Below are 18,773 nucleotides of genomic sequence, written 5' to 3' on the forward strand. Positions count from 1 at the left end.
CCGCTTGAGGGTGGGGGAGCCGGTCGCTTCTTTGCCACTCGCTTCTTTATTCCTCGCCGCCTCAGCTTTTCCCCGGTTCATTTCCTCGGCTCGGGGTGCTGTCGGCGGCGACCGGGGTAGGTTGGGCTCTCAAGATTGTGCCGTATTGATGCCTGATTGGCACTATCGGGAGCTGTGCCTGTCGCGGTATTGTAATTACACAGACTTTTTGCATCCACATCACACCACCTCATCAGGAGAAATTCTCATGACTTCTCGTTCTAACCCCCTGGAAATCCCGGGCTGGACTCACATTTATTCCGGTAAGGTCCGCGACCTGTATGTTCCGAATGAGGAACGTTTTGACGCTACCGGCTTGACTGTCAATGATGACGCTGAGCTGCGTGCCGGTTCGGTCATGGTTGTTGCCTCGGACCGTATTAGCGCGTTTGACCGTATTCTACCCACCGAGATCCCGGATAAGGGCAAGATTCTGACTCAGATGTCCCTGTGGTGGTTTGAGCAGCTTAAGCAGGTTCCGAACCACGTGTTGTCCACTGACGTTCCGGATGTTGTGGCTGGTCGAGCAATGATTTGCCGCTCCCTGAACATGTTCCCGGTGGAGTGCATTGTGCGCGGTTACCTGACCGGTTCGGGTTTGGCTGTGTACAACGAGACTGGTGAGATTGCTGGCGTGAAGCTGCCTGCGGGTCTGGTGGATGGTTCCCGCCTGGACACCCCGATTTTCACTCCGACCGGTAAGGCTGAGGTGGGTGAGCATGATGAGCTGGTGACCCGTGAGGAGCTGTACGCTGAGGTTGGTCAGCCGGTGGGTGAGCGCCTGGAGGAGCTGAGCCTGAGCCTGTACACCACTGCGGAGAAGATTGCTCGTGAGCAGGGCATTATTCTGGCGGATACCAAGATGGAGTTCGGTACTGATTCGTACCGCGGCGAGATCACCCTGGGTGATGAGGTTCTGACTCCGGATTCTTCGCGTTTCTGGGACGCTCAGCAGTATGAGCCGGGTCGTGCGCAGCCGAGCTTTGATAAGCAGTATGTGCGTGACTGGTTGCGTTCCCCGGAGGCGGGTTGGGACGGTTCGGATAACGTGCCGCACCTGCCTGAGGGGGTTGTGGAGAAGACTCGTGCCCGTTACGTTGAGGCGTATGAGCGTCTGACCGGCACGAAGTTCTAAACCGAATATTCGGGCTCAATAAGTCTTTGATAAAGGGCGGTGCCCCGGAAGGTCATTCTTCCGGGGCACCGCCCTTTAGCTATGTGGGTTTATGCGATTGAGGGGGAAGCCTAGCCGTTGCACTTATCTTCGCTGTGAATGTCTCTGGAAGTCTATAAAACGTCCTGAATCTATTCTTGATACGATACACACAAGTAGATATTTATATGATTTAAATCACTACATAATGATGCAGATTTTCATTGCATCTAAATATAGAGCCTTGCTATGATTCTTCTACCGTCTAACAAGTTGCGTTTTTTATATAAAACGCAATAAATCACATATGTAAGTTGCATGATCCCCTTTATGCGGTGAATCGATGTAAATAGTTATATGTCGACAAGATGGTATATCCACTCATGGGGGTCAGTAATTCAGACTCCTACCTAAGCAATAAGGAGATTCGCTATGTCGCGTTCTACTTTTGTCCGTGCGTTGTCCGCTATCGGCGTTGCCGCCGCCTTGTCGGTTGGGGCAGCTATGCCCGCTGCTCACGCTGATTTTCACGCATACGACCATGTTGGTCTCAAGGGTGAACTGGTTCGTTCTGGTTTCAGCAACTTCATCGATGTCCCCGACAATATGCTTTCGTCAGCAGCCAACTGGACCGGCGGCCATCTCAGGGGTATTAACACTAACTGGTGGGGAAACAATGTTACCTTCCACATTAACCCAGGACAGGTGTTTTACTATGTTGGTGATACCGCCAACGACACTACTGATTATGTAGTTTCCCGGTAACTACGACACTACATCTGTCAGAGGGTAGGAGCCTACTCTTAGGGTTTAGGCTCCTACCTTCCCTGCTCCTTACTGTTGAGAAAGATGAAGTCCATGGCAAAGAAGCCCTTCACACCCCTCGCCCTTATCGGTATTGCCTGTTGCCTGGGCGTATCGAGTTGCTCCACCACCGTTGAAGTTAAGCAAGACATTCGCAATGTCCTGGCAAGCTACGAGAATCCCTCCCCGGACATTAACGTGGCCCTCGTTAACGAAGTCAAAAAGTGCATGAGTGAGAAGTCCTTCACCTACTCCGGTAGCCAGAACATTATTGACGGCAGCTCCGTTCATGAACTTGCGATGAGTGACGCCCACTTCGCCAACGAAGAAGCGGCCACCCAAGGGTACTTATCCACCCGGCAGGGCAACGCTAGCTCCAGCAATGCACCCGCGATGGAAAACCCGGCATATCGGAAAGCATTTCAAGGCGACCCCCAAGCCGCAGACAGCAAAACCGTTACCATCACGATGAGTAACGGTTCCCAGACCGGCATGGCAACAGATTCATGCCTGGGACGTGCGGCAGAGGCTGTCTTTGGCTCAGCAGAAAACTACCTCAAATACATCAACTTCATTAACGAGCTCATCGTGGGTGGATCCAAAAATAACGCAGTAGAAGAAATGGGGAAATACTACCGTAATGACACCACCTACGGTGCATGCATGAAAGAAAGCGGATACACCGATATCCAGCACTTCGGAGATGCTCCCAGCTACGCAGAGAAAACCTGGGGTAAGTATAAGGCAGCCAATGCCGCCGCCAATGCGGAAGAGCAATCCCTAGCTCATGCTGACTACAACTGCCAAAAGTCTACTGGAATCCTGACTAAGGCACAGAATATCTACTACGAAAAGGCTGCGACCTGGCTCAATGAGCATGAGCCGCTCATCCTTGAAGTACGCGATATTGAACGTCAGGCACAGGAGCGTGCCGCAGCTCTAGTCAACGGCAACTAGCCAACGGCAACCAGTAAACGCTGATTCCTCGTTGGACATTTTCTAGCGAAAATTTTCTACCGGTCCTCTGCTCTCAACCGCGTTCACCCGCGGATGAGAGCAGAGGATACACCCCTTTATTCAACCCCCGCCACGTTGTTACCCTCAGCAATTACCCCTAGTCCCGCCCCATATTTCACCGCAGAAAGGTGAACCCATGAACACGCAGCAGAGTTCAGAAAACCCCCGCCGCGCCGCCACGACGGCAACCATACGCGCCTACCTGGTTCCGGTGCTCGTCATTCTGCTCGTCATCACCGGCGGGTTCTCCATCTACGCACTTAATACGGGGCTACGCACCAATGTTGAATCCAATGCGCAGCCGTCCCGCGCCGCGCAACTAACAACCCGAATCAGCACGCAGACTGTTACCCGCACCTATTCGGGAGAAGTCAGCGTGTCACCCGCCCGAAGCTACACCGTAGGAACCCCTCAAGGAGTGGTGACCAGGGACGGCGCCAAGGCGGGTACCCAGCTGAGTAACGGCTCAATTATCACCACTATCAATGAGCGTCCCATCATTGCGTTCAAAGGTAGTATTCCCGCCTACCGCGACCTTGCCGTAGGCGCTCGCGGCGATGATGTTAAACAGCTCCAAGAAGCTCTAGAATCGCTCGGCTACAGTATCTGGGATGAGGAAGGAAACTACGGCGAAGCAACCGCCAACGCTGTCTACCGTTTCTACCTGGACCGTGGCTACTACCCTCCCGGGGATACTGACCGAACCGAAGAAGGACGCTACAGCACCGCACTGCCGCTCTCTGAATACCTCTTCGCTGACGGCAATGAATACACCGTAGACAACAGCTGCGGCACCAAAGGCCAAACCTCAACTCCGGCGCTGTGCACCCTATCCGCGGGTGGGTACCGTCTGGTACTCTCCGCGGACGGTAGCGCTCTCAGCAATGAACTCGCTGAAGGACAGAAAGTCCAGATTCTTACCGATAACGGAAGTCCGCTCGAAGGCACTCTGGGCGCGGCCCTCACACCCGAAGGCTCAACTAACGCTGACGGCGGCGCTAACGCAGGTGCCTCCAACGGTGCGCAGAACAGCGCGCGACCTAACAGCGATACCTCCGCACCGGGAGCTACTGCGCGGAAACGCTACCCCATCACAATCGACTTGCCGGAAAACACGACGGCATCAACACGTTTTCAAGCCACCGTCACTCTCAACCGAGGTGCTGAAAACGCCCTCGCGGTGCTCGAAGCAGCCGTCAAAACCGAAGAAAACGGAACGCACTCCATCACCCTGGATAACGGTCAGAGCGTTCCCGTCACCCTTGGCGTGTGCTCCGCCGGAATCTGCGAGCTCGTCAACCCTGCTGCAGAACTCAAGGCAGGTACCGTCGTGAAGCTGAAGGAGCGCTAAAATGCCTCATCACGAGACAGAACGTGCCCTCCCCACGAGCGCTACCGCCACAAAACCTAATATCGAGTGCCACAATATTGCGCGTTTCTTCCCGCCCTCCACCTGGGCGCTAAAAAACGCGACCCTCAGCATTCATGAAGGCGAATCAGTGGCCATTACCGGCGCCTCCGGAAGCGGAAAATCTACGCTCCTCTCTATCATCGGGCTACTCGATCAGCCCTCCGAAGGTGAGCTGAAAATATTGGGCCAAAACATGGGCACCGCCAGCGACGCCGAGCGAACTGTAGCACGCCGTGAGCACATCGCTTTCGTCTTTCAGGCGTACCACCTTATCGCTCATCTGAACGCCACCGAGAACATTGCCCACACCCTCCGGATGCGCGGCGTACCGGGCCGTCAGGCACATCAGCGTGCGTTGCAGGCACTCGAACAGGTGGGTCTGGGGCACCGTTTGGAGGTTCTTCCACGCAATATGTCCGGTGGTGAACAGCAACGAGTCGCGGTTGCGCGCGCGTTAGCCTGCGCCCCGCGTATCCTACTGTGCGATGAGCCTACAGGAAACCTCGACACTGAAAACTCTCACAAGGTGTTGGATCTGCTCCTCGCCGGCCGTGCGGAGAAGCAAAGCCTGGTCATAATCACCCATGAACCCGATATTGCGGCTCGTTGCGACCGGCAGCTACACATGGTCGATGGGATGCTCGTTAGCCCCGAACTCACTAGTCCCGAAGAGCCTGCCCACCAATCGCTCAAAGAACCCGTTGTCAGGGGAGGATAGATGCTAAGGAATAACCTTCACTACGCTCTCCTTGCAGTTGTTCGCCGTTGGCGCCGCAACCTGCTCACGGTACTGGCGATGCTCGCGGGAACAACCACCATCATCATGCTGGTGGGCGTCAGCGAGTCATCGGCGCTCAATACGAGCTCGCAGCTGGCCAGCTACGATTCCACCCGGCTCGGTGTGCGCCTCCAGCCGCAGACCTGGGATATACCGGAGGATGAACTGCTCTGGCGCGTTAACCAAGTTCCAGAGGTCAAAGCTGCCGGTACAGTCACCATCGATACGCAGACAACGCGTCCACAGGTCAACAGGCCGGGGCAGGAGGGCCAACAGACACCCCTCGCAATCGTTTCAGAAGCAGGTTTGAAAGCACGAGGTGCGCACATTGTCGAAGGGCACTTTTCGGAGCCTGCCCGCGAACGCCCCGGTGAGCCTACCGTCTATCTGGGCGTTGCCCTCGCAAAAGAGCTAGGGGTCAGTACTGAGCCCGGGCGGAACATGATTGAGGTCAACGGAATGCGAGCCTACGTGCTCGGCATTATCCGTGACGGCGGCAAAAACGCTGCTCTCAGTAGCGCTCTTATCCTGCCGACCACCTCCACTTTCTTGCCGCAAGCCCACACCCTGCAACGCGGTATGGACGTTATCGTGAATCCAGGAAGTGCAGATACGGTCGCGGAACAGCTCAAGCAGGTACTCGATCCGCAGCGCGCCCCCGTTGATACAAACATTGAGATTCCGCCTTCACCGGTGACTCTTCGTGCTTCCTTGACGAAGGATAGCCGAGCTCTTACGACCATTATTCTGGTGGTTCTTATCGTCTCGACAAGCTTCGGCATTGTGATGACCATGCAGATTTCGGTCTGGGAACGCCGCAGGGAAATCGGCATTAACCGTGCATTAGGGTTGGGACGGCGAGATGTGGCGGTGAGCTTCCTGGCGGAGGCGGCTCTCCTCGGGGCCCTGGGCGCTCTTGGAGGCTTCATCCTCGGTATTCTCGGTTCCTGGGTTGTGTGCCTTCTCAACGGATGGGCGCTATCTCTGCCGCCCCTTATCCTAGGGATTCCTTTCCTCGGCTTGGGTGTGGGCATCGTGGCGGGTGCATTGCCCGCCTACGCGGCAACGAAGGTTCAGCCGCTTGAGCTGCTACAATAACTGCCCAGCGAATAAGGGCGGTGCCCCGGAAGGTCATTCTTCCGGGGCACCGCCCTTTAGCTATGTGGGTTTATGCGGTTGAGGGGCGAAGCCTAGCCGGCGTGAACGTCTTCATCGTGCACACCTTCGTGGCATAAATCCTCGTGCAGAATATCCCGCGCCGGATGCTGCCGCGCCCGCTCCTCCGCAGCCCGGTCAGACAGCGAATAGAACCACGTAATGTGCTCACACACCCGCTCATAGGCTGCCTGCTCATCGTGAGAGGCAATCGCCTCAATAATGCCGTAATGCTGCTGCTGCAACGTGCGCTTGACCGCTTCCCAATCCTTCAAGAAAGGAACTGCCTCCTGCACATAGCTCATCGTCGCCATGTGCAGAGAGTCAATCACCGTATCAAGCACAATATTGCCGCCGAGCTTCGACAGCTCATAGTGAAAACGCGTATCGCAGAAATGGAAACGCTCATCGCTGATCTGCTCATCCATCTCCGCCAGATGTACGCGCGCCCGCTCCAACGCTGCCGCACGCTCCGGGGTGTCCGGCGCGGCAGCCGCCGCACGCGCCGCAGGGCCCTCCAGTAGCAGACGGGTTGAGACAACGTCCTTCACCGGCAGGCTACGGGTCGCAATGTGCATGCGCAGCGCCCAGCTGAGTGCATCCGACGGCTCCGAAATGATAATCGCGCCCGACTTCGGTCCCGAACCGGTACTGGAACGAATCAGACCCAGTGCGTTCAAAACCCGAAGGCCCTCACGGACCGAGGGACGGGAAATACCGTGCCGTGCCGCCAGCTCACGCTCGGAGGGGAGCTTATCGCCCACACGCAACTCACCCAGGCGCAGGCGCCGCTCAAAGGTCTCCAGAATGATGCTGTAGCTGCGGTCCGCCAGAATCGGCTGGCGCTCAACCACAGGGGGCGCCTCTGCAGGCTGGGTGTCGTCAAAAGAACGAGGCATACTCTCTCCTGATAACGAGGCGGATAACGAAAAGAAGTCTCGACTCAGCATGTTCTCCCAAACTATTGGGGCAACCTATCGAGTCATAAGGGGCATAAAAAGCGGGGCGGCGATACCGGAAAGGTACGCCGCCCCGCTGTGGCCTCCGGTCAAACCGGGGCGAATGTCCTACTGTTCGTGAAGCGGATGCTTCAGGAACTCTCTAAAACCTGAGCTTCAGATTAGGGAATCATGAAGGACAGCACGTTGGTCTGCAGGAAGACCAGGACGCAGACGAACAGGAGCATAGCGAAGGACCAGGGGAGGACAGCCTTGAGGATGTCGGATTCCTTGCCTTCCATGTCCACGGAGGTAGCAGCAATAGCCAGCGACTGCGGGGAGATCATCTTACCGACCACACCACCGGTGGTGTTAGCAGCCAGCATGAGCTCGGGGGTTGCTCCGTGGATACCTGCGTGCTGCAGGTTCTCAGCGGCAGACACCTGCAGCTTGGAGAACAGTGCGTTGGCGCTGGTGTCCGAACCGGTCACAGCGGTACCGATCCAGCCCAGAGCCGGTGCGAGGAACGCGTAGACGGTGCCCAGGCCTGCCAGGAAGGTACCCATGGCAATGGTCTGACCGGAGAAGTTCATGACGTATGCCAGTGCCAGAACCGAAGCAATGGTCAGGATGGACCAACGCATGCGGTAGACAACGGAACCGAACTCGGTGAAGATTGCCGGGAACTTGAAGGCGTAGCGGCCCTTCTCGTTGAAGAAGAAGTAGACGACAGCAACAACCAGACCGGAGATGATCAGCAGGGTGCCGGGGTTGGACATCCACGCGAAGTTGTAGACAGCGTCCTTGACGGGCTTGCCGTCAGCGGTGACGAGGCGGGAGCTCAGAGCCTGGATATCAATCTTGATGACGAAGCTCTTCAGCCATGCCTTCAGGCCAGCGTGCAGGTTAGCAACACCGAAGATTGCAACGACGATGACGTAGGGCAGCAGTGCCATCCAGACGCGAACGGCGGGCAGAGCTTCCTTCTCTTCAGCCTGTGCGGGCAGACCGTAGCGTTCACGAACGCCTGCGACGCCGCGCGGCTTCCAGAACTGCAGGAAGACAACAGCAACACCCATGGAGACGATGCAAGCAACAACGTCGGTCAGGTTGAATGCGGGGGTAGCAGCGGTGACCCACTGTGCAATTGCGAAGGAGACACCGATGACCAGTGCGGGCAGCCATGCGTCCTTCAGACCCTTCATACCGTCAAGGATGACGAGCAGGATGAGCGGAACGAGCATTGCCAGGAACGGAGCCTGGTGACCAACGATGGTTGCGATAACGTGTGCGTCCTTGCCGCCAACGTCAGCTGCGGTGGTAATCGGGACAGCAACTGCGCCGAATGCCACGGGTGCGGTGTTAGCGATCAGAACGGTGACAGCAGCCTTAAGGGGCTTAACGCCCAGGGAGAGAATCATGGTTGCGGTAATTGCAACGGGAGCGCCGAAGCCAGCCAGTGCCTCGAGCAGACCGCCGAAGCAGAATGCGATGAGGATAGCCTGGATGCGCAGGTCGCCGCCGCCGAGGCGGTCGAAGACGCGGCGCAGGTCTTCAAAGCGGCCGGAGAGAACGGTGAGCTGGTAGAACCAGATTGCACCGAGGATAACCCAGCAGATGACCAGGCCGTAGATGCCACCGCGGACGGCGCTCAGACCGGCGAGGTCAGCGGGCATGTGGAAGCCCAGCGCTGCTACGAGGATAGATGCTGCCAGTGCCACGAGTGCGGACCAGTGGGCGCGTGCCTTAACGCCCAGTAGCATCACAAAGAAGGTGAGGAGGGGAATGGTTGCCACGAGCGCGCTGAGGCCGAGGCTACCTCCCACTGCATTGGTTACAGCGGTATAAGTTTCCACTGGAACTCCTTTGGTTCAGGGTGTGTTTTGTGTGTGGTCAGACCATAGATAATTCTGTGGGGAACGAGTCATTGTTCCCTGCATGGGGATGTGGTCAGACCATTGATCGCATGTTTAGAAGAGTACCGGATAATGTGGTGTTTCACCAAAAGTGACCTGACTCATTTTTGTGGAAGGCGACCGGAACCTGGGCTCGCTTCCAGTGAAACTGCCGAAATATTGCGGTTCTGATAGTTAATTCCAGGTTCTGAAACTCGAATATTTTCAGATACATCACGAGTTGGGTGTATGGGTCATTGGTTTACCCAGGGGAGAGTCTTCATTTGGACGCATATACCCGAAAAGAATGTTGTTTTAAAAAGGAAAAGCCCCATAAAACAACCATAAAATCTTCAGAACGGCGGATTTCTAGGGGGTTTATGGTCCACTTCTGTGTGTTTGATAAATGTTCAATCTGCGAAAAGAATATAGGGGTCTTACGGGGGGTGCATGGGAGATGAGGTCACATGTACCGGAAGGTAGGGAAATATACCTTAAGGTCAGGTCGACCTAACCGGTTATTTAACAAGGAAAGTATGTGCTATTCCAACTAGAGAAAAGCCGTCCAACGGTGTTAAATGGCTAGAAAGATAAAAGACATCACCACGGTTTCTGATCCCACCGCATCCCACCTCCACTTGGGGCGCGCACATTAGCCGGAACCATCCGGCCCAGCTTCCCCGACTCAATACATCTGAGTCGCTTCTTTGGAAGACCGAACTTGTTCGGACTGTGCCCCGCCTGCCCCAGACGCAGGCGGTGAGACCGAGAAACTCTGAACACAGAGGAAAGGACGGACAAGTCATGCGCATTGCACTCTTCTCCACGTGCATCGTTGACGGCATGTACCCCCGCGTAGCACGCGCCACCGTCGAAATTCTTGAGCGCCTGGGCCACGAGGTTGTCTTCCCCCCGAACCAGACCTGCTGCTCTCAGATGCACGTCAACTCGGGCTACTTCGATGACGGTTACGAAGTCATCAAGAACCACGTTGAAGCTTTCGACTCCTGGGACTGGGACGTAGCTGTTGCACCCTCCGGCTCCTGCGTTGCTTCCCTGCGTCACCAGCAGGCAATGGTCGCACGTAGCCGCGGCGACGAGGCACTGGCTCTGAAGGCAGAGCAGATTGCTTCCCGCACCTTCGAGCTCTCCCAGCTGCTGATCGACATCCTCGGCATCACCAATGCCGCTGAGCAGCTCGGCTCCTACTTCCCCGAGCACGTCACCTACCACAGCTCCTGCCACGGTATGCGCATGCTCGGCCTGGGCACCCGCCAGCAGGACCTGGTCCGCACCGTTGAGGGCATCAAGTACACCCAGATTGAGGGTATGGACCAGTGCTGCGGCTTCGGTGGTACCTTCTCCTTCAAGAACGCTGACGTCTCCGGCGCAATGGTCAACGACAAGGCCGACAACGTCGAGGCAACCGGCGCATCCGTCTGCACCGGCGGCGACTGCTCCTGCCTGATGAACATCGGTGGCGCACTCTCCCGTCGCGGCTCCGACGTGAAGACCATCCACTTCGCTGAGATCCTCGCATCCACCAAGGAAAACCCGCTCAAGATTAACTCCGAGCGCGTCGAGCTCTCGATCGGCTAAGGAAAGATAAGACCTCATGACCGCTATTCAGCTTGGTATGCCCAAGGTCGTTCACTACGGCGAGGGCAACATTTTCGAAGAAACCCCCTTCCCCAAGTACGCGAAGGAAGAGCTCAAGAACGAGCAGCTACGCGCCAACCTGCGCTTCGTGACCCACGCGATCCGTAACAAGCGCGCACGCGTCACCGCAGAGGTGCCCGACTGGCAGGACCTGCGTAACACCGGTGAGTCCGTCAAGAACTACGTTCTGGCGAACCTGCCCGAGCTGCTCGAACAGTTCGAGCGTAACTTCACTGCCGCAGGCGGCCACGTGCACTGGGCACGCAACGCCACCGAGGCGAACCAGATTGCTCTGGACCTGATTCGCGAGCAGGGCGTGGACGAAATCATCAAGATTAAGTCCATGGCAACCGCAGAGACCGGCCTGAACGAATTCCTCGAGGAAAACGGCATCAACGCTATTGAGACCGACCTCGCGGAAGAAATCGTCCAGCTCGGCCACGACCGCCCCTCCCACATTCTGGTGCCCGCAATTCACCGCAACCGCCGCGAAATCCGCGACATCTTCCTGCGCGAAATTGAGGGTATTAACCCGGACATCACCGATGAGCCGGCAGAACTGGCAGAGGCATCGCGTAACCGTCTGCGTAACAAGTTCCTGAACACCACCGTGGCAGTCTCCGGCACCAACTTCGGTATTGCCGAGACCGGTACCCTGACCATCGTGGAGTCCGAAGGTAACGGCCGTATGTGCCTGACCCTGCCCGACACCCTCATTACCTTCATGGGTATTGAGAAGATTCTGCCCACCTTCCAGGACTACGAGGCATTCCTGCAGCTGCTGCCCCGTTCCTCCACCGGTGAGCGCATGAACCCCTACACCTCCATGTGGACCGGTGTGACCCCCGGTGACGGCCCGCAGAACATGCACGTCATCCTCATCGACAACGGCCGTACCGCCGTTCTGTCCGACGAGCTGGGCCGCCAGGCACTGCGTTGCATCCGCTGCTCCGCTTGCATGAACGTGTGCCCCGTATACGAGCGCGCAGGCGGTCACGCCTACGGCTCCACCTACCCGGGCCCCATCGGCGCGATTCTGTCCCCGCAGCTCTCCGGTATCGAGGCTGCAGAGAACAACTCCCTGCCGTACGCATCCTCCCTCTGTGGCGCATGCTACGAGGTCTGCCCCGTGAAGATTAACTTCCCCGAGGTCCTCGTGCACCTGCGCGCTAAGGACGTCGAGTCCAAGCACGCTATCCGCGAGTTCGAGGGCAACAAGAAGGCTCCCTTCTCGCAGATGGACGGCATGATGCTCGGTGCGAAGAAGCTCTTCACCTCCGGCAAGATGATGTCGATTGCAGAACGTGGTCTGCCCATGTCCCGCCTCATTAGCGGCCGCAAGCACAAGATCACCGCTGTTCCCGGTATCGTCGGCGGCTGGACCGCATACCGCGACATCCCCGAGCCCCCCAAGGAATCCTTCCGCAACTGGTGGAAGAAGGAGAAGGGTCAGGCTCCGGCACGCGATAACGCACAGCGCGTTGACATTCAGGCCCTCATCGAGGCTAACAAGGGTAAGGCAGCTGAAGCGGCTGCAAACGCTAAGGCTGCTCAGGAAGCCCGTGAAGCTAAGGAGAACAACTAATGTCCTCTGCTAAGGAAGATATCCTCGCACGTATCCGCTCGTCCCTGGCTGACGCACCCGTCGCCCCCGAGCCCGTACGTAACTACCGCCGCGTCAGCGAGCTGAACGAAGAGCAGACCATTGAGATGCTCGTCGACCGCCTCATTGACTACAAGGCAAACGTGTTCCACGCGAACAAGGAGAACATCTCTGAGGTCATCGCAGAACGCCTGGGCGAAAAGTCCACTTACGTGGTTCCCGAGGGCCTGAACATGGAGTGGCTGCCGGCTGACACCGCTGACCGCAAGCGCGTCACCGACTCCGGTAGCACCCTCAAGCCCGGCTGCCTGACCCTGAAGGAACTGGACGCAGTTGACGCTGTGGTGACCGGTTCGACCGTCTCCTGCGCAGAGACCGGCACGATCTTCTTGAACACCAACCCCGATGAGGGTCGCCGCGCCATCACCCTGGTGCCCGACCACCACATCTGCGTGGTGCCCCGTTCCACCGTGGTGGAGCTGGTTCCCGAGTCGATCGAGCGTATCACCTACACCCGCCCCGTGACCATGATTTCCGGTCCGTCGGCAACCAGTGATATCGAGCTGATCCGCGTGGAGGGCGTGCACGGCCCCCGTACCCTGGACGTCATCATCTACGACGCCTAAGGTAAAGCGCCAGAAGGCAAACCTCTAAAGAAACCGCCCGAGAGCTAAGGCTCCCGGGCGGTTTCTTTATGCCCTCTTGGCTTCTGCATCTTTCAGAGCAGTAGAAAGCGGCGGAGAAGATAAGCGAACGGTGGCGGGCCCATGTTTCCCGCCACCGTTCTGTGCTTTATAGGGTGGTGTATCGACGGTTAGCGTCGTAGCGCCCCGTAAAGGTGCTTAGGCGCGTGCGTCGAAGTGCTGCAGACCGGAGTCCTCGCGGCTACCGCCCTGGCCATCGCCAACATCGTGGTAGTCCTTGATCCACTCGATCTTCTGAACCCACTTGACCATCTTGTAGCCGTGCATGGAGTCCGCACGCAGACGGAGCGGGCCACCGTACACATCGGGCAGGGGCTTGTCGTTCATGCCCCACGCCAGGATGGTCTCATCTTCCATTGCCATGGAGATGTCCAGGCACTCGTAGTAGGGTTCGGTCGGGCGGCCGTCGTAGGTGTGGCCCACGTGGCCGAAGGAGGTCACCATAACGTAGCGTGCCTCGTCGGTCTTCTCGACCAGTGCGAGAACGTCGCGCAGGCGCACGCCCTCCCACTTGGCGATGCCGGTCCAACCCTGCATGCAGGTGTGCATGGTGATGTTGACTTCCTTGCCCAGCTGCTTGAGCTCGTCAATGCTCAGGGACTTGGATTCCTTCACCAGGCCGCCCAGCTCCAGGCGGTAGTCAACGAACTCGTGCTCCTTCAGGCGGTTCCACTCGGTGCTCTCACGCTCTGTCGGCGGGCGAGTGTTAACCCAGTGGAAGGGCGAGATGTCGGCATCGGTGAAGGTCTTCTTCTGCACCTGACGGGAGGTGATACGGTCCAGCAGGACGTTACGAATCGGCTGGGTCAGACCCCAAATGAAGGTCTGGGTGAATCGCAGGTCGCGCAGGGACCAGTACGAAGCGAAAATCCACAGAGCCACAGCGAAGACAATGCCGCCAATGAGCATGGTGACTGCCTGAGCGAACTGTGCTGCGTCCACCTCGTTGTAGGGCTTGTTCAGCATCATGTGGGCGATGTTGTACTGGGGGTGAACCACGAACACCAGCGCCACGTGAATGACGGTGAAGACGCAGTAGAACGCCATGCCCAGGAAGTGGATGGAACGTGCGGTCTGGCGGTTACGGAAGAGGCGCACGTAGCCGGGGAAGCGGCCGCAGAATGCCGGGCTCATAATCGGGCCGGTTGCAATCATCAGCGGTGCCACGATGAACACCACGGTGAAGTACATGATCTGCTGCAGAGCGTCGTACGGCTGGAAGTGCTCAATCGAGGGAATCTGGAAGCCAGCGTAAATCTGGATGGATTCCCACGCCTGCGGGATGATGTCCCAGCTGGTCGGGACGATGCGGCGCCACTGACCGGTCAGGAACAGCAGGGAGACATATACCAGACCGTTAACAATCCAGATGACGGTCACCAGCGCGTGCCATGCGCGGCCCAGACCAATCTGGGCTTTACCGGGCAGAGAAATCAGGGGAGACAGGGTGCGCTGGTCATCGCGCGCAGTAAATGCGCCGGGGGTGGTAGGGACCTTGTCCTTGGTGAACTTAATCCACTCAGAACCCGGGGTGCAGTGGTTGTTCCAGTACAGGCGGGGGTGAGAGGCGAGAACTTCCCAACCTGAACGAATCAGGAAGCCCATCATAATGAAGTTGATAAAGTGCGTAATTCGGAGCCAGGCCGGGAAGTCCAGCTCTACGCCACCAGTGCTCGCGGTGAGGAGTAATTGGTGCATGATATTTCCTTCGGAAATGACTGTGTGTGCAGACAATCTTTAGGATTCAGTGCGAGGCCTTGAGATGCGAGGTTAGAAATAATTACCTTTCTGACCCATATGATCCTCCTCCGTGGTTGGGAGCCGCCGGGGGTATCGTCGCGGATACTCCCGAAAGGGGCGCCTCCCGTGTGTGAGAGGGGAGGTGCTCCAGCTCCCGCTGGGGCGGAAGCGACTCTGTGTATGTATGTTGGTTTATGTGTGTTTTAGGGAAATTCCCTGTCCGCTTTCAATTTTATAGGACAAAGTGTCAGTTGAGAAAGCTAAGACACGTCATGTTCTGTAATATTTGCATAAAAAATCCGAATTTAAGGAAGATTCTCATCTTCCCGCGATTTATAGGGTTATTTGGGCGCAAAAAGCCCACCGCAGCCTCAAGAGAGGATGCGGTGGGTTTTGATCCTATGTGTGGGATGCATGTTGGTTTGCAGGTCTTTAACTGCCTGGTATTGTGTGGTTTTATAAATTCAATCCAACATAAGGTTGGGGTGACTGTAAGCGGGGTACCCGCTCAAACCGGTTCGTACCCGATCTTGAAATGTCGAACCGCAACCGTAGCCGCTGCTAGATCTCTGCAGAACCCGTATTCTCCGCAGAACCCTTACGCTTCTTTGCTACGCTTCTTTGCCTCAGCCCGAGAGGCTGCTCGAGACGCAACGCTAGAACCAGCGGAAGCGCCCGTAGCCTCGGCAGAACCGGGCTGAGCATCAGCCGGGGACTCAGATTCGGGCTGGGTCTCAGAATCAAGCTGGGGCTCGGAGCCAGGCTGGGACTTCAAACGAACCACCGGAATCATGCCTGTGGCAAGCTTCGCCTGCGCATTACGCTGAGCCTTCAACGCATTCATCTGCTCCTTACGGCTCGGCTCCTGCTGAACCGGCTGACCAGAGCCAAACGCCTGACGAATACCCAACGCCCACAGCGGGAACAGCAGAACCGTCAGCGCGCCACCGGCAACCAGAAGTGACGCCGTTGACTCCTCCAAAAGATCCGAACTGGTCGCAACCTCCGTCACCGCCACAATAATCGGCAGACCCGCAGCCGAATACAGAGCCAACTGCGCCTTCTGCGCACGCGTGGTCAGGCCCGAACGGGTATCAAAGAAATGCTCCGCCAAAAGCACCGGAACACCGCGGCACAGCAGAATACCCACCACCACGGCAAGCAGACCCAAAGGATTAGCCACCACAGCAGAGACATCAATGCCCATACCGCTGACCACAAAGAACAGCGGAATCATGAACGTAAAACCAACCACCTCAAGGCGGCGAGTCATCATGTGCAGAGCCGCCGGAGGGGTCAGGGTACGCAGAATCAGGCCCGCCGCGAACGCGCCCAGCACCGCATCCAAATCAAAGAGGGCAGTGCACATAATCAGGGTCGCCAGCAGGAACATCGCAAGACGCAGAACCGTCTGACCGGTCGTATTCGCCTCCGCAGCCATAATCTGACGCAGACCCGGCACATGCGCAAACAGACGATGCGGAATCAACGCCACAATCACCGCCACCACCATAAACGCCAGCAACACCACAATCGCCATGCCCGGCGAACGCGAAGACAGCAACAACGAGATAGCGAAAATCGGCAGAAGCTCACCCACAGCACCGTGCACCAGCACCGCATTACCCACCGGCGTACCGGCAGCACCGTGAGACTTCAACATCGGTAGCAGAGTACCCAACGCCGTGGAACTCAACGCCACGCCCACCGCAATATACGTATTCAGCTCATGCGAGAACGACGTAATAACCGCCGCACCCGTCATACCCAGAGCAAAGCACACCACCCACGTGGCAATAGCGCTATAACCCTGACGGCTACGCAACGACGACACGTTAATCTCAAAGCCCGCAATCAAAAAGAGCATGCCCAGACCAAGCTCCTTCAGCAGCGGGATACCGCCCTCACTGCTGGCAAGGTTGAGCATATTTGGGCCGATGAGCAGACCAAAAATAAGCAGGAAGACCACATCAGGGATCTTCTTACCCGTCAGACGCGAAAGAATCGGGGACAGCAACGCAACCAACGTAATCCAGAAAATGGACACAAACTGGCCGCTATCGTGGCTCGACCCTTCCGACAGAGTCGTACCCGAAGCAAGAAGAGCACCAGAAGCCCCCAAATCCGTCAAGAAAAGCGGGGAAAAAGTCGAAAACATAAAACCTCAACGTGGTGTGTGCAGGTGGGGCGCGTTTGAGACAGTGAACGGGGCGAAAATATGCTCCCGCGGGATTGCCCCACCTTTAAGAACGTACCAATGGTACACACCTAACCTCGTGCAACAACACTTGAACAGCACGTATCGAGCGCCTGAACACCGAAAATAACCGCACGAGGAAACCACATGAGAGCAAAACCTCCGCGCCACCACCCGAGCAGCCGTTACACTTAACACCTATGCCAGCGCATCCGGCTCACACCACCGGACGCGGCAGATACCCCGGCAGGGCACACCCCCTGGCGTAGCCCTAGCAGGGCGCACAGACTCTCAAACACGGCACTACAAGGAGCGAGGACATGGCAGCAGGGCGCACTCAACCTATCCCCACCGTCAGCAGCGGGGCACGCGCCGCCTCCCTCGGAGGCACCCGACGCGACCTCGGGCTCGACCTCGCCCGCGCCTTCGCCGTGCTCAGCCTGCTCATCCCCTTCGGATACTGGCTGCAACTGATCCCGGTGTCCTGGAAGTTCTGGATCCCGCAGACCCTCGTGCCGGCTGAACCGCTCTTCGCCGCAATCCTGGGTGCCGCCGCCTGGCGCTACGCCCGCACCGCAAACTTTCCGCAGCTCTTCGCCGGAACCATCGTGCGATTCCTCGCGCTACTCCTGCTGGGCGTGGCACTCATGCAGGGCATCACCTACCTGCCGCAAGCTGACGTGACCGTACCCGCGCAGGGCTTCTCCTACTCCCTGCCCTTCGACATGCTCGTGCACCTGGCGCTACTCACCCTGCTGACCCTATTCGTCGTGCACCTTCCCCTGTGGGCAATCGCAGTGCTAGCGGTAGTCACCAGCCCCTTCATTACCTGGACCTACACCCTGCTCATGGACGTAGCCGCCCAGGCAGATGCGTGGACCGCCGTCCAGCTACCCTTCCTCGCAAGCCACGGCGTCAACCACGCCCAAAGCGCCCAGCTCATCTGGGTCATGTGCCTGGGCATCGTACTCGTGCGCCTCTACGACAACCTGCAAGCAAAGCTCGCAATCCCCGTGGTACTCGCCGTGCTGGCGCTCGCCGTCTACCGCACCTTCAACCCCTACACCGAGCTCGGCTTCCTCAACAGCCCGCAGGTGCTGCTAACCCTAAACCTCGCGGCAACCCTCTACTTCTGGGCCGAATGCGCGCGCCTGCTCTCCGCACAGGCGGGAATGCTCACCCCCATCGCCCGCCTGGGCCAGATGTCGCTGAGTGCCTCCATTGTGCTGAGCGGAATCATCATCTACGCCGGACCCACCATCAAGGCATTCACCGTCGGCGAGCACTACGTCGCCACCGGAGGCTGGGGCACCGCCGTGTACTGGAGTGTCTTCCTGCTGCTCGGCGCTGTTATCGCCCTGGGCTTCTGCACCCTCTGGTCACGCATGGCACGCTCCATTGCCGGACGCGGCCCCCTGGAGGCGATTCTCGCCCTCATCTCCGGGCGCGGCTAAACGGAACTGAACTCAAAACGAAAGCGACCCCCTCCCTGCGTTCCTGCGCGGGGAGAGGGCCGCTTTTATACACTCAAACTGCGCAGCAAAAATACTGCGGGTACGACAAAGCCCCGGTCCAGAGGACCGGGGCTATCTGTCGGGATGACAGGATTTGAACCTGCGACCTCGTCGTCCCGAACGACGCGCGCTACCAAGCTGCGCCACATCCCGATGTTGACCTATC

The 18,773-nt window shown here is 57.7% G+C and carries 14 protein-coding genes and 1 tRNA gene; 10 read left to right on the forward strand and 5 right to left on the reverse strand.

Features of this window, described 5'->3' with window-relative positions:
* The first annotated feature begins 247 nt into the window (after positions 1-247).
* The 6 genes from HMPREF2845_RS01510 (at position 248) to HMPREF2845_RS01535 (ending at position 6,300) form a co-directional block, all read left to right on the forward strand.
* Positions 248-1,174, forward strand: a complete 927-nt coding sequence (locus HMPREF2845_RS01510; RefSeq protein ID WP_070633711.1) for a phosphoribosylaminoimidazolesuccinocarboxamide synthase — start codon at positions 248-250, stop codon at positions 1,172-1,174.
* Between the two features lie 450 nt (positions 1,175-1,624).
* On the forward strand, positions 1,625-1,957 hold the full coding sequence (locus tag HMPREF2845_RS01515) for a hypothetical protein (RefSeq protein ID WP_060824319.1): 333 nt from the start codon (positions 1,625-1,627) through the stop codon (positions 1,955-1,957).
* Between the two features lie 93 nt (positions 1,958-2,050).
* Positions 2,051-2,953 (forward strand): hypothetical protein, encoded by a 903-nt coding sequence (locus HMPREF2845_RS01520; protein WP_005504617.1) that lies wholly within the window; start codon positions 2,051-2,053, stop codon positions 2,951-2,953.
* Positions 2,954-3,149: 196 nt separating this feature from the next.
* Positions 3,150-4,364 (forward strand): peptidoglycan-binding domain-containing protein, encoded by a 1,215-nt coding sequence (locus HMPREF2845_RS01525; RefSeq protein WP_070633712.1) that lies wholly within the window; start codon positions 3,150-3,152, stop codon positions 4,362-4,364.
* Between the two features lies 1 nt (position 4,365).
* Entirely contained in the window at positions 4,366-5,142 is a 777-nt protein-coding gene (locus HMPREF2845_RS01530; protein WP_070633713.1) for an ABC transporter ATP-binding protein, read from the forward strand.
* On the forward strand, positions 5,143-6,300 hold the full coding sequence (locus HMPREF2845_RS01535; protein WP_070633714.1) for an ABC transporter permease: 1,158 nt from the start codon (positions 5,143-5,145) through the stop codon (positions 6,298-6,300).
* A gap of 92 nt (positions 6,301-6,392) precedes the next feature.
* Here the strand turns inward: HMPREF2845_RS01535 and HMPREF2845_RS01540 are convergent, their stop codons facing one another.
* A complete protein-coding gene (locus HMPREF2845_RS01540; protein ID WP_070633715.1) occupies positions 6,393-7,256 on the reverse strand; it encodes a FadR/GntR family transcriptional regulator in 864 nt (287 codons plus the stop codon).
* Between the two features lie 221 nt (positions 7,257-7,477).
* Complete coding sequence (locus tag HMPREF2845_RS01545; RefSeq protein WP_070633716.1) at positions 7,478-9,151, reverse strand: L-lactate permease; 1,674 nt, start codon at positions 9,149-9,151, stop codon at positions 7,478-7,480.
* A gap of 843 nt (positions 9,152-9,994) precedes the next feature.
* Between HMPREF2845_RS01545 and HMPREF2845_RS01550 the strand changes: the two genes are divergently transcribed.
* Genes HMPREF2845_RS01550 through HMPREF2845_RS01560 form a run of 3 tightly spaced genes read left to right on the forward strand, consistent with a single transcriptional unit; the run spans position 9,995 to position 13,078 of the window.
* Positions 9,995-10,789: a (Fe-S)-binding protein gene (locus HMPREF2845_RS01550; protein ID WP_070633717.1), complete on the forward strand. Its 795-nt coding sequence runs from the start codon at positions 9,995-9,997 to the stop codon at positions 10,787-10,789.
* Positions 10,790-10,805: 16 nt separating this feature from the next.
* A complete protein-coding gene (locus HMPREF2845_RS01555; protein WP_070593815.1) occupies positions 10,806-12,434 on the forward strand; it encodes a lactate utilization protein B in 1,629 nt (542 codons plus the stop codon).
* A complete protein-coding gene (locus tag HMPREF2845_RS01560) occupies positions 12,434-13,078 on the forward strand; it encodes a LutC/YkgG family protein (protein WP_049351951.1) in 645 nt (214 codons plus the stop codon). The genes HMPREF2845_RS01555 and HMPREF2845_RS01560 overlap by 1 nt, the downstream gene beginning before the upstream one ends.
* Before the next feature lie 216 nt (positions 13,079-13,294).
* On the opposite strand, the gene HMPREF2845_RS01565 is transcribed toward HMPREF2845_RS01560, so the two are convergent.
* Positions 13,295-14,854, reverse strand: coding sequence for a molybdopterin-dependent oxidoreductase (locus HMPREF2845_RS01565; RefSeq protein WP_005504634.1), 1,560 nt, complete (start codon positions 14,852-14,854; stop codon positions 13,295-13,297).
* A 640-nt stretch (positions 14,855-15,494) separates the two neighbouring features.
* The gene (locus tag HMPREF2845_RS01570; RefSeq protein WP_246824582.1) at positions 15,495-17,054 is read right to left on the reverse strand and encodes a cation:proton antiporter; all 1,560 of its coding nucleotides are present in this window, start codon (positions 17,052-17,054) and stop codon (positions 15,495-15,497) included.
* A 359-nt stretch (positions 17,055-17,413) separates the two neighbouring features.
* Here HMPREF2845_RS01570 and HMPREF2845_RS01575 point away from each other — a divergent pair, with 359 nt between their 5' ends.
* A complete protein-coding gene (locus HMPREF2845_RS01575) occupies positions 17,414-18,547 on the forward strand; it encodes a hypothetical protein (protein ID WP_070633718.1) in 1,134 nt (377 codons plus the stop codon).
* A 139-nt stretch (positions 18,548-18,686) separates the two neighbouring features.
* On the opposite strand, the gene HMPREF2845_RS01580 is transcribed toward HMPREF2845_RS01575, so the two are convergent.
* Positions 18,687-18,760 (reverse strand) — tRNA-Pro (locus HMPREF2845_RS01580).
* Positions 18,761-18,773 lie beyond the last annotated feature (13 nt).

Origin of the sequence: Rothia sp. HMSC065B04, assembly GCF_001812285.1 — a bacterium.
GTDB lineage: Bacteria > Actinomycetota > Actinomycetes > Actinomycetales > Micrococcaceae > Rothia > Rothia mucilaginosa.